This is a genomic window from Stenotrophomonas sp. STEN046 (assembly GCF_056759755.1).
Genome location: NZ_JBRRDR010000049.1, coordinates 22551 through 34330, shown reverse-complemented (window position 1 = coordinate 34330; position 11780 = coordinate 22551). Strand labels below are relative to the sequence as shown.

Here is an 11780-nt window from a genome sequence, read left to right as displayed (position 1 = left end):
GGATATTGCTGATGTCGCCGGGCGCGCCGGGCCGGGGTTGGCGGGCCGGGCCCGGCTCGGGGCTGTTTGCTACGGCCCCCCCCGGCCGCCCCCCACCGCCCCCCCCGCGGCAGGTCACTTGCGTGCGAACGCCAGCAGGTCGGCGTTGAACTGGTCGGCATGGGTGAGGGTCAGGCCGTGCGGTGCGCCGGCGTAGACCTTCAGTTCGGCGTCCTTGATGATCTGCGAGGACAGCTTGGCCGACGCGTCGAACGGCACGATCTGGTCGTCATCGCCGTGTACCACCAGCGCCGGCACATCGATCTTCTGCAGGTCGGCGGTGTAGTCCACTTCCGAGAATTCGTGGACGCAGTCGTACTGACCCTTCACGCCGCCCTGCATGCCCTGCAGCCAGAACGTATCGCGCATGCCCTGGGTGACGGCGTTGCCTTCACGGTTGGCGCCGAAGAACGGGGTGGCCAGGTCCTGGAAGAACTGCGAGCGATCGCCGCCGGTACCCTTGCGGATGCCGTCGAACACGTCCAGCGGGGTGCCTGCCGGGTTGCCGGCGGTCTTCAGCATCAGCGGTGGCACCGCACCGACCAGCACGACCTTGGCCACGCGTTGGCTGCCATGACGGCCGATGTAGTGGGCCACTTCGCCGCCGCCGGTGGAGTGGCCGACCAGAATCGCGTCCTTCAGGTCCAGCGCATCGAGCACGGCGGCGAGATCGTCGGCATAGGTATCCATGTTGTTGCCGTCCCAGGTCTGGCTGGAGCGGCCATGGCTGCGGCGATCATGGGCGATCACCCGGTAGCCGTTCTGGCCCATGAACAGCATCTGCGGGTCCCAGGCGTCGGAGGACAGCGGCCAGCCATGGGCGAATACGACAGGCTGGCCGGTGCCCCAGTCTTTGTAGAAGATGCGGGCGCCGTCGTTGACGGTCACGAAATTGCTCATTGCAGGTTCCTTGGCGGAAGGGAGGGAAGTCGCCGGAAACCATGTCCGGCGCCGGCAGTACAGCGCAGATGCCGCTGCGGGCATTGCACGGCTGTGCCGGATTGGCGTCTTCGCCACCTTGACGCGACTCGCTCTGGCAGGCGCCCGGTGCCGGTGGCAATCATGGCGATCGATGGCGCGAGGGCTCGACATGTCACTGTTGAAATGTTTGAAGTGTTTCCTGCCGACGGGGCTGCTGTGGGCCGTCGCCGTGTCGGCACAGACCAATGTGTACAAGTGCGTGGACGCTGCCCAACCGGTCTATCAGCAGACGCCTTGCCAGGGCCGGGCGGAGTGGCGCTGGGAAGTGGAGGCGGAACGTCCGGCACCGCGCGCGGCGGTGCCACCGCCGGTCGCTTCCGGTCGCGCCGGGCCGGTGCGGAAACCGCGGCGGGGCCACGCACAGGGCGCGCTGATATCGATCAACGACGATCCACGGGGCTGTGAGCGGGTACGCCGCCAGCAGGCCGCGACGCTGGCCAGGCCGCGCAGGCTGGATTACCTGCAGCGCCGGCAGCTGGACGACGCTGTGCGTGCTGCCTGTCGTTGAGCGCAACGAAAAACGGCACCCGAAGGTGCCGTTTTCAAATGCGGTGCGCGAAGGCCTCAGTGACCGTCGCTGGCGGCAGCAGGTACCGACGCCGCATCCGGTTTGGGCAGGCTGAGCTCGGGATTGCCCTGTTCGGCCTGCAGGATCTGGATCCGGCGCTGCAGCGCGTCGAGCTGGCTGTTGGTGCTCTGCACGTCGGTGCTCAGGCTGACCGCCTGCTGCTGGGCCTGCTGCAGTGCTGCGCTGACCTGTGCCGACTGCGCCTGCTGCTGTTCCATTTCCTGCTGCAGGGTACGCAGGCGCTCTTCGTTGTAGGCCACCAGGCGCTCGGTGTAGCGCTTTCCGGCTTCCAGGCGCGTGGTGTCGATGTAGACCTGCGCGAGCTGTTCGGACTGCTGCGCGAAGGTGCGGTAGACGCGCTCTGCATTGTCCACCGCATCGGTCTTGATCACCCGCCAGAAGTTCTTCTCCTGGAACAGGGCGACGTAGTAGGTCAGCGTGTTGGCGTTGAACAGCAGGCTGGCGCCGTAGTTGCCGTTGTAGGTGGTACGCAGCTCGGTCAGCTGTTGCGCATCCATCAACTGCTTGAGTTCATCGACGGTATTGCGCACCACCGGCGCGGACCTGGCCGGCTCGGCTGCGGTACTGCGATCGCCGCGTGCGGCCAGCGCCGATGGCGCCACCACGAGCATGACTACGGCCAGCAGTGCTGCGCCGCGCGGATACCGGGCGAAGACGGTGCCCCCTGAAGTTTCTCGCATGTCTTGACCATCCACGGATGTAGTGTGGGTTGAAATGAAAGTGGTTCCCCCGCCCGGAGTCTAGCATGGGCGTGGGCGACGAAAGCCGGCACCGCGACGGTCAGAATACAAGCTGTGCCGAGCTGCACTGGATCGACTGCACGCTGACATCGGTACGGCCCAGTTCCAGCCCCAGCAGGCTGGCCAGTGTATTGGTCAACAACGTACCGACACTGTTGAGCACTGGCTTGAGCGCGGCCAGCACCGGGTTCAGTACCGCGCACAGCAGGCCGCTGCAGGTCACGTTGTTGCCGGGTGTGGTGACACCGCCGCCACCGGCCTCGTCCAGGAAGCCGGCCGGTGCGGTCTGGATGTAGGACGCCAGGTTGGTGCGCACGCAGCCGTTGTAGTTGAGCAGGTTGCCCAGCAGGCTGTCGCAGCGGTTGATCAGCAGGCCTCCCACCAGTGAACCGAGCAGGCCGTCGAGCAGGCCCAGCCCCTGGCCGGTCACGGTGGCCCGGTAGCCGGCCCAGACCGAACCATCCTCCCAGCAGGTGGTGATCCCGATCAGGCAGGGCTTGGGTACGCCCTTGGTAACGGTCCAGTTGCCCAGCGGTGCCAGGTTGCGGGCCGGGTCGCCATCACGCAGCAGCGGGATGACCTGGTCAACGTTGTAGCGGCCACCGCTGGGGAAGGCCGCCTGCAGGTAGCGGTCTGCCAGCGCCTTGGCGGTATCGTTGGCGCTCATTCCCTGCTTGGGGGAGCTGAGCATGCCCGACAGCACGCGCAGCAGTTCGCCGACCAGGTCCGATACGGCGGTGCCCACCGCCAGCGGATTGATGCGGGTGGAGCCGGTCTGGCCGGCGGCCAGCGTCAGGTCCTGGGTGCCGGTCAGCGCGGGCAGGGTGATCTTGTCATTGATCAGCGGCTGCCCCAGGAACTTCAGCAGTTGCTCGTTCTGCAGCGTTGCATCGCAGACGTTGCTCTTGGAAAAGCGATCCGCGTCGTTGATCCTGCCCACGCAGGCGCGCAGCACCGATGAGTCGACCTGGATGGTGGCTGTCGGGGGCGCAGCACCACACTGGATGCTGTTCAACGTGCCCATTGCGTTGGCCACATCCAGGTGCAGCGGTAGATGCAGGCGGGTACCCAGCAGGCTCAACAGCGGCCCGATCGCGAACAGGCGATCGCTGTCCACGTCCACCATCAGCCGTACCTGCGCGTTGTAGGCGCGTGCGCCGACGCCGCCGATGGCGATGGACGGTGGCTCCACCACGCCCGCCTTGACCTCGATGCCGAGCAGGTTCAGTCCCTGTACCTGCACGCCATTGCCATCGTTGGCGATCGAGATGGCGGCGGTGACCAGGTCCAGTACGTTGACCTTCGACTCCAGTGCGCTGCCGATGGTGCCATCCGGTGAGATCACCTGCGCAAACAGGCCGCCGCCACCGTTCTCGCTGCCCAGCAGGATGTTGAGCTTGTTGATGTCCAGCTGGGTACCGACCAGGTTGGACAAGGCCTGCAGCTGCACGCCGACGGTGGTGTTGCGGCCGACCACCGTGGCGGTGGCATTCACCAGCTGCGCCAGTGAAATACGGTTTACCGACAGCAGCCGGTTGAAGTCGGCCACGCTCAGGTCGGCGGTCACCGGGATGCCGAGCGCGGCCAGCAGCCCGGACGGGGTGATGGTGGCCTGGGCCAGGCCGTTGTAGGACAACACGGTCGCGTTGCTGACATCCAGACCGACCAGCCGCAGCGCGCCCATCAGCGGTGAGTCGCTGTTGGTGCGCAGCAGCTGCGAACCCACCGCGAATACCGCCGTCGGTTCCGAGCGTTTGGCGACGGCCTGCACGCGCAGGGTGGGCAGCGTGCGGTTCTGGCCGAAGAACGGTACGACCCCGCGCTCGGCAATCACCCGCACGGCGTTGCGCGGATTACCTGCGCTCACCACGGGGTCGAAGTGGTCCACAGTCGTGCGGCTGGCATTCCAGTTGCCGCATTCGATCTGCAGCTCACCCCGGAACGCATTCTGGGTGAGTGCGCTCTGCCGCGCGGCACTGTTGTCGGCATTGTCGGCACGGCACAGGTCCAGCCGCTGTGCGCCGGCAAGGGCAGCCAGGTCGACCACCTTCTGTGCATCACGCTTGGCCCAGAACAGGAAGCCGATCTCGACCAGGCCAAGCATCGCCAGCAGCGCGATCATCACCAGCATCATGGTGACCGACATGCCGCCGCGGGGACGACTGAAGCTGATGTGGCGTGCGCGGTTCATGGCAGACCTCAGCGTCCGGCCCGGGAGGATCCTGCGGATTGGGTGACGCCGGTTTCGAAGAACTGGGGAATCTCGTACTGGAAACTTTTCAGGTACCGCGCGTAGCTGGCGGTGGCCTGGTCACCGAGGATCGGCAGGCGGGGGCCGGCAACCTGGCCCGATGCCTGCAGCCGGAGCAGCCCGCGGGTTGTATCGCCGATCTTCGAAGGAACCGGGATCGCCTGGATGCCACCGAAGTCAGGGGCCACCGGCGTCGGCACGGACGGGGCAACCGGGGGCGCTGCGGTCAGGTCCACGGTGGTCACCGGCTCGCTGTGCTGTGGTGTTGTCGCGGGTGCGGGCGTAGTTCCACCCAGCATCTGCCCGGTCAGTGGTTGCTGGGACGTCTGCGCCTGCGCACCGGCGGCGAACAGCGCGCAGGTGAGCAGCGGCAGCAGGCGACGGATCAATGGCATCGCGGTCATGGTGTATTCCCGGTGGGGTGGTCGGTGGTGCCGAAGCGTTCCAGCATCGATGGCGGCAGGCGCGGAGGATCGCGATTGCCGCGGCCGTCCCGGCGGGGCTCGGCGGCCAGCCGCGCACCCGTTGCGGCAGGGCGCGGCACCAGGGCCACGGCGTCCGGGGTGGCGCTGGCGCGCGATACCGCCTGCCGCTGCTGCAGGCGCGCACGGATCTGTTGGGCCTGTTGTTCCACGCTTTGGCGGGTCTGCGCACTGAAGCTGGCCTGCTGGGCCAGTCGTTCCACGGTAGCGGTGTCGCCGCGCAACAGCGCCCACAAGGCAAGGTTGGCGGTGGCCTTGGCGTTGCCCGGCGACAGCTCAAGCGCCTTTGCCAACGGCTCGCGCGCCTGCTCGAAACGCCCGGCGCGCAGGCGCGCATAGCCAAGGTCGCCCAGGTAATCGGTGTTCAGCGGCTGCAGCTGGGTGGCACGTGCCAGCGCCTGCTCGCCGCCTTCATCATCGTCGCGCAGCGCCGCGATCAGGCCCATGCCGTGCGCGGCGGCGGCCGCCTGTGGCCCGTTGCCAAGTTCGCGATACAGGGCGAGCGCGGCATCGATCTGCCCGGTCTGGCGCAGCGCATCGGCCTGCAGCAGGCGCAGCGCGGGCGAATCGCCGTAGCGCTGGCGGAACGCATCCACGTGGGCCAGCGATGCATACCAGGCGCCCTGCAGCTGCATGCGCTGGATCAGTTCCAGGTAGGCATTGCGGCTGTCCTGCGGTGCGGGCGTGGGTTCGGCCAGGCTCGGCGCGCGCAGGTACTTGGGCGCGGTCGAACTGCAGCCGGCAACGGTGGCGAGCAGGGCAATCGTCAGGCAGGCGGAGCGCAGGACAGGCATGAAGGTCATCCCATTTTCGACAAGGTAGTGGCCAGCGCGACCAGCGCCGGTCCAGCCAGCACCAGCATCAGCGCCGGCAGCAGGGTCAGCATCATCACCACGGTCATCTTCACCGAGAGCTTGCCGACCTTTTCCTTCAGCGCATTGCGCCGTTGTTCGCGCAGGCGGATGCTGAACTGCCGCAGCGGCTCCTGTACCGCGCCGCCATGTGCATGCACCTGCAGGATCAACTGCACAAGGCTGGACAGGTCATCATCACCGTACACATCGCTCAGGCGCCGCAGCGATTGCGCGCGGGTGCGTCCATGGGTGTAGGACACGTTCGCCTCCTGGATCTCGGCGCCCAGCACCGGCAGTGCGTCGCGCAGCTTGTCGCCGAGCGTCTGCAGGCTCTGGTCCATGCTGAAGCCCACGCCCTGCAGCAGGCGCAGCAGGTCGATCAGCAGTGGCAGTTCGCTGTTCACCGCGCGGCGGCGGCGCTTGACCCAGGCACTCAGCGCGAACTTGGGCAGCAGCAGCCCCGCAGCGAGCGCGCCGATCACCACCATGATCCGTGACAGCCCGGTGGCATCGCTGGCCGCCAGGGCAACGCCCAGTACCAGCACGGCCAGCAACAGGCGCAGGCCCAGATAGATGGCCGTGCCACGGCGGGTGTTCCAGCCGGCCAGGTCCAGCAGCAGGCGGTCCTCGCCGGCAAGCAGTGCCGCCTCCAGGCGCCCGCCGCTTACCCCGCGGCCGAACTGTTCAAGCCAGCCCAGTGAATCCTTGCGTGCGTCCGGACTGCCGTCTTCGTTGTCGCGCGGCCGCAGCGCGGTCTTCAGGGTTGCCGCGCTGCGGTCCTCGCGATGGCCGCGCACCCAGCTGCCCAGCCCGAGCAGGGCCACGCCGGCAGCCAGGACCAGCAGTGCGGCCACGAACCAGATGCTGGCGCTCATCGCGGGTCTCCCGTGCGGGTGGGGATGTTCATAGCGATTTGGCCAGGCGGTACAGCAGGAAGGCGCCGGTCAGTTCCATGCCCAGGGCGATCAGCAGGACCTTGTGGCCGAGCGGGTCGTGCAGCATCGGCTGGAAGAAATCCGGGCTGGCGATCGCCATCAGCACCGCACTGGCCGGCGGCAGCAGGCCCAGTACCCAGGCCGACATGCGTGTTTCCGAGGTGGTCGCGGCCAGCTCCTGCTGGGCCTGTTCCAGATCACGCATGAAGTCGCCCATGCGCTGCAGGATCTGGTCCGCGCGGCCGCCGATGCGCACGCTCACGCCCATCACCACCGCCAGTACCTTCAGCACGTCCATGCGGTAGGGCTGCCCGGCAAGGTGAAGTGCACGGTCCAGATCCATGCCGCCACGGGCATAGCGCACGGTGGTGTCGAGCAGGCCGCGCAGCGGCGCGTTGGCCTGCATCGATGCCACCTGGAAGGCGGCCTGCAGGCTGTTGCCCAGCGCGGTCAGCCGCACCAGGTTGTCGAGGAAGTCGGGCAGCTGGTGCAGCAGCTGCGCCTGCAGCTTGCCGATGCGGCGCATCAGCCACAACCAGCACCCCATCAGGTACAGCAGCAGCGTCAGCGGGAACATCCATGCGGTGCCCAGGCGCAGTGCGGCGAACAGCGAAAGCGCGATGCCAGGCACCAGCACCAGCACGGGCAGCTTCCAGCCCGTGGTCAGTCCGGCACGCTGCAGCAGGCCATCCCAGGGCAGGGAACGGCGGCTGGTCGGCGGCAGCGGCGCCTGCCGTGCCGATTCATTGGGGGCCGCGCCACTGGCCGCGCCGGTGCCGCGCGCCAGGCGCTGCTCGGTGTGCTGCAGCGAGGCCTGCCGCTGCTCGCGGCTGCTTGCCGAACCCCACAGCCACACCGCCAGCGCCAGCAGCACCGACACGATGCTCAACACGCCCAGCAGCACACCCATGTTCATGCTCAGAAATCTCCGTACAACGATTCGCGCAGCAGCTGGCGGAACGGCTCCAGCTTGTGGGAGTGCGGCTGGAAGCCCAGGCCGATCCAGCGGTCGATCTCCTTGCCGCTGCCATCGATCTGCACTTCGTGACGGAACATTTCCTGGGTGGTGATCAGGTTGTCGCTGACCCCGGTGATCTCGGTGATCGACACCAGTACGCGGCGACCGCTGCCCAGGCGCGAAATCTGCACGATGAAATCGATGGCACTGGCGATCTGCCGGCGCAGGCTGTCTTCGCTGCCCTGGAAGCCGGCAAAACCGGCCAGCATCTCGATACGGTACAGGCAGTCGCGTGGCGAGTTGGCGTGGATGGTGGCCATCGACCCATCGTGGCCGGTGTTCATCGCCTGCAGCATCTCCAGGACTTCAGCGCCACGTACCTCGCCCACCACGATGCGGTCCGGGCGCATGCGCAGGCTGTTGCGCACCAGGTCGCGGATGCTGACCGCACCCTGGCCCTCGGCACCGCCGATGCGGCTTTCCAGCCGCACCACGTGCGGATGGTTGAGCGAGAGTTCGGCGGTGTCTTCCACGGTGATGACGCGCTCGTTGGCCGGCACGTAGCTGGCCAGCGCGTTGAGCAGCGAGGTCTTGCCCGAACTGGTGCCACCGGAAACCAGGATGTTGCAGCGGCCGAGCACCATTGCCTTCAGCAGTGCCTGCATCGGTGCATCGAAGGTGCCCTTGGCCAGCAGCTCGTCGGGGGTGAAGGGGTCCTTGCGGAACTTGCGGATGGACACCATCGGGCCGTCCACGGCCAGTGGCGAGATGATCGCGTTGAGGCGCCCGCCGTTGGGCAGGCGCGCATCGACCATCGGGTTGGAATCATCCAGGCGGCGGCCCAGCGGCGCGATGATGCGACGAAGGATGCGCAGCAGGTGGGTGTCGTCGGTGAACCGCTGCGGTGCGCGCTGCAGTTGGCCGCCCTGCGACACATGCACATCCTTGAAGCCATTGATGAGGATGTCTTCGATGCTCGGGTCGTGCAGCAGATCGTCCAGCGGGCCGAAGCCGGTCAGCTCCTTCACCAGGCCTTCGGCAACGACCTGCATCTCTTCCTCGTTGATGGGAATGCGCCATTCCTGGATGAAACTAACCGTCTGCACCTCCACCCAGCGGGCGATGGTGTCAGGGGCCCAGGAATCGATGTCGATGCGTTCGTCTTCGATGCTGTTGAGCAGGTGCTCGTGCGCGGCCGACAGCACTTTCTGGTACTGCTCGGTCTGGGCGAAGGGCAAGGTGCCTGGCGCGTGGTCCGGCGCGGCGCTGCGGGCGACGATGTGCGGGAACGGGGTCACTTTGTCTTCCATTGCGATCCACCCAGGGCAAGGGCAAGTCTTTCCCGCAGGCCTTGCGTCTGCACCGGGCAGGCTGCCGGGTCCAGGCGTTGCACCAGCGGGGCGAGGGCACGCAGGTACGGGTCGCGCGGTGCGTCCTGCAGCAGCAGGTGGCCGTGGCTGGCCGCTGCACGCACCCGCGGCCGCTCGGGCAGGGTGGCCAGCAGCGGCAGCTCGAAGCGGCGCGCGATCTGTTCGGGGCTCATGCCACTGCTGTCGTCGTGGCGGTTGATGACCAGCTGCAGCCGCTTCTCGCGGTCGCGCTGGCCGGACAGGTGTTTCAGTGCATGGTCCAGCGATACCAGGGTGGCGATGGAGGCATCGGCCACCAGCCAGATTTCGTCGGCCTGGTCCAGCAGCAGCGGCGGCAACTGCCGCAGCGGGCAGCCGCCGGCATCGCACAGCACGCTGGCGAACACGCCGCGCAGGCGTTGCAGCAATGCGCCCGGATCGGACGGTGGCAGCGCATCGCTGCCGCTGGCGCGGTCCAGCAGCACCAGGCCGCTGGTATGGCGTGCCATTGCCGTGCGCGCCAGCGTGGCGTCGATGCGGCTGGCATTGCGCAGTGCATCTTCGTAATGGAAGCGGCTGTCCAGGTTGAGGTACAGGGCCAGATCACCGGCAGGTTGTGCCAGTTCCATCAGCAGCCCGTCCTGCACCGCGGCCTCGCCCTGGGCCAGCGCGTGGGTCTGCTGGGCGAGCACCGACAGATGCGCGGCCAGGGTGCTGGTGCCGACGCCGGCCCGCACCCCCAGCAGCACGATCAAGCGCGCCTTGTGCACCTGCTGCGCGGTGGCTGCAGGGCGCGGTGACAGGGCGCGGCGCAGGGCGGCCTCGATGCCGGTGTTGTCGCTGTCCAGGTCCAGCACGTCGCGCAGGCCCGCGCGCAGGGCCATCACCACCCCTTCCACCTGGCCGGCGCTGGTCGCCCCCACGGCCACCAGGGTCAGCTCGGGCTGGGTCTGCTGCAGTTGCTGGGCGAGCACCGTCGATGCCGAGGCATGCTCGGGACGGAAGTCGAGCAGCACCAGGTTCTGCGGGCCGCGCTGCAGGTCCTGCGCCGATGTCGGTTGACCGCTGTCCTGCCAATGCAATGCCGTCGCCGGCGGCAGCTTGGCGGCCAGCCGCGGCAGCAGTTCGCGGTCGATGCCGTACAGGACCAGGTTCATGGGTGGTCCTTGCGGATGCAGCGGCAGGGCAGTGGCGTAGGGCATGGGCGGGTTACCAGGGGCATCGTGTGGGTCAGCGCGAGAAGCCGGGCACCGGGTCGCGGCTGATCGGGCCAAGCAGCCACGCGCCCCATTCGGGCATGTGTGGCTTGGCCTCGCGATCACCCGGAAGTGGCAGCTCGGTATTGCGCGCGATCGGCTGCACCAGCCGGGGGGTGACGATGATCACCAGTTCCTTGTCCTGGCGTTTGTAGTCGAAGTTGCGGAAGAACGAGCCGATGATCGGCAGATCGCCGAGCAGTGGAATCTTGTTGACGGTCGAGGCGACGGTCGAGCTGACCAGTCCACCGATGACGAAGCTCTCGCCATCACCCAGCTCGACGGTGGTGTCTGCGCGGCGGGTGGTGATGGAGGGAATCTGCACGCCGTTCAGCGCGATGGCATTGGTGTAGTCCAGGTCGCTGGCCTCCGGTGCCACCTTCAACGCGATGCGACCGGGTCCCAACACGGTGGGGGTGACGGTCAGGCCGATGCCGAACGGCTTGTAGGTGACGGTGGTGGTGCCCAGTCCCTGCGGCTCCAGGATGGGAAGCTCACCGCCAGCCAGGAAGCTGGCGCTCTGGCCCGACAGTGCCACCAGCGTGGGTTCGGCCAGCACGCGGGCCATGCCATTGGCCTGCAGCAGATCGACGTCGGCATTCCAGAGCCCTTTCCTCGAACCGAACACCAGGCGGAACGCAGATGAAATCGGTGATTCCGCCTCGTTGCTGGAATTGCCTTCCTGCATGCCGGGCAGGATGCCGGTGTTGCCCGGCAGCATGCCGCCGGGACGGGCGATGCCATAGGCGAAGTCGCCGTTGCGGTTCTGGAAACTGATGCCGATCTGCTTCAGCGCGGTCTTGTTGAACTCAACCACCTTGACCTCGACCTGCACCACGCCACCGCTGGCGATCGTGGACGCGTCGGCCAGGCTGCCATCCTTGCCCAGCGCCATCACGGCGGTCTTCTGCTCCTGCATGTGCGCCAGCACGCTGTCAGTGCTTCCCTGCAGCAGTCCCTGGCCATCCTGCTGGGTGAACACCAGTCCGCTGGAACCGGCATCGGCCGCGCCCTGCACGGCACTCTGCACGCGTACCTGCACGCGCTGTGGCTCGGTCTGCCTGCGGTGCCACAGCAGCAGGGTGGTGGTGCCGGGCGCCTTGCCGACCAGCAGTGCCTGGCGCTGGCCGCGCAGCATCACGATGTCGGCCACGCCGGGGTCGGCGATGGCAACCCGTTCCAGGTCGGCCGGCAGCGTCCACGGCCGTTGTTCACGGGTCTGCAACAGCAGATCGTCGGCGGCCACACTCGCACCGGGTGCCAGCAGCACCAGCAACAGGGCCAGCCAGCGTTGGCGGACAGTAGGGCTTCTGCGGTGGCAGCGTTCAGTCATGTGCGCTCTCGGG

Annotated in this window: 11 protein-coding genes; 1 reads left to right on the top strand and 10 read right to left on the bottom strand. The window is 67.5% G+C overall.

Features of this window, described 5'->3' with window-relative positions:
• Positions 1 to 114: 114 nt before the first annotated feature.
• Positions 115 to 939 (bottom strand): alpha/beta fold hydrolase, encoded by an 825-nt coding sequence (locus ACVOLJ_RS18035; protein WP_475279057.1) that lies wholly within the window; start codon positions 937 to 939, stop codon positions 115 to 117.
• A gap of 190 nt (positions 940 to 1129) precedes the next feature.
• Between ACVOLJ_RS18035 and ACVOLJ_RS18030 the strand changes: the two genes are divergently transcribed.
• Positions 1130 to 1528, top strand: coding sequence for a hypothetical protein (locus ACVOLJ_RS18030; RefSeq protein WP_481564755.1), 399 nt, complete (start codon positions 1130 to 1132; stop codon positions 1526 to 1528).
• A gap of 56 nt (positions 1529 to 1584) precedes the next feature.
• Here ACVOLJ_RS18030 and ACVOLJ_RS18025 read toward each other — a convergent pair whose 3' ends face one another.
• The 9 genes from ACVOLJ_RS18025 to ACVOLJ_RS17985 form a co-directional block, all read right to left on the bottom strand.
• Positions 1585 to 2289, bottom strand: a complete 705-nt coding sequence (locus ACVOLJ_RS18025; RefSeq protein ID WP_475279055.1) for a DUF2968 domain-containing protein — start codon at positions 2287 to 2289, stop codon at positions 1585 to 1587.
• Positions 2290 to 2389: 100 nt separating this feature from the next.
• Positions 2390 to 4540 carry a TadG family pilus assembly protein gene (locus tag ACVOLJ_RS18020; RefSeq protein ID WP_481564754.1) on the bottom strand — a complete coding sequence of 717 codons (2151 nt, stop codon included), beginning with the start codon at positions 4538 to 4540 and terminating at the stop codon, positions 2390 to 2392.
• An 8-nt stretch (positions 4541 to 4548) separates the two neighbouring features.
• Positions 4549 to 5004 carry a DUF3613 domain-containing protein gene (locus tag ACVOLJ_RS18015; protein WP_475279053.1) on the bottom strand — a complete coding sequence of 152 codons (456 nt, stop codon included), beginning with the start codon at positions 5002 to 5004 and terminating at the stop codon, positions 4549 to 4551.
• Positions 5001 to 5876, bottom strand: a complete 876-nt coding sequence (locus ACVOLJ_RS18010) for a tetratricopeptide repeat protein (RefSeq protein ID WP_481564753.1) — start codon at positions 5874 to 5876, stop codon at positions 5001 to 5003. The genes ACVOLJ_RS18015 and ACVOLJ_RS18010 overlap by 4 nt, the downstream gene beginning before the upstream one ends.
• Before the next feature lie 5 nt (positions 5877 to 5881).
• A complete protein-coding gene (locus ACVOLJ_RS18005) occupies positions 5882 to 6811 on the bottom strand; it encodes a type II secretion system F family protein (RefSeq protein WP_475279051.1) in 930 nt (309 codons plus the stop codon).
• Between the two features lie 28 nt (positions 6812 to 6839).
• Entirely contained in the window at positions 6840 to 7787 is a 948-nt protein-coding gene (locus tag ACVOLJ_RS18000) for a type II secretion system F family protein (protein WP_481564752.1), read from the bottom strand.
• A gap of 2 nt (positions 7788 to 7789) precedes the next feature.
• On the bottom strand, positions 7790 to 9139 hold the full coding sequence (locus ACVOLJ_RS17995; protein WP_475279049.1) for a CpaF family protein: 1350 nt from the start codon (positions 9137 to 9139) through the stop codon (positions 7790 to 7792).
• Positions 9124 to 10380, bottom strand: a complete 1257-nt coding sequence (locus tag ACVOLJ_RS17990) for a CpaE/TadZ family protein (RefSeq protein ID WP_475279048.1) — start codon at positions 10378 to 10380, stop codon at positions 9124 to 9126. Before ACVOLJ_RS17990 ends, ACVOLJ_RS17995 begins: the two co-directional genes overlap by 16 nt.
• Positions 10381 to 10408: 28 nt before the next feature.
• A complete protein-coding gene (locus ACVOLJ_RS17985) occupies positions 10409 to 11767 on the bottom strand; it encodes a type II and III secretion system protein family protein (protein WP_475279047.1) in 1359 nt (452 codons plus the stop codon).
• Positions 11768 to 11780 lie beyond the last annotated feature (13 nt).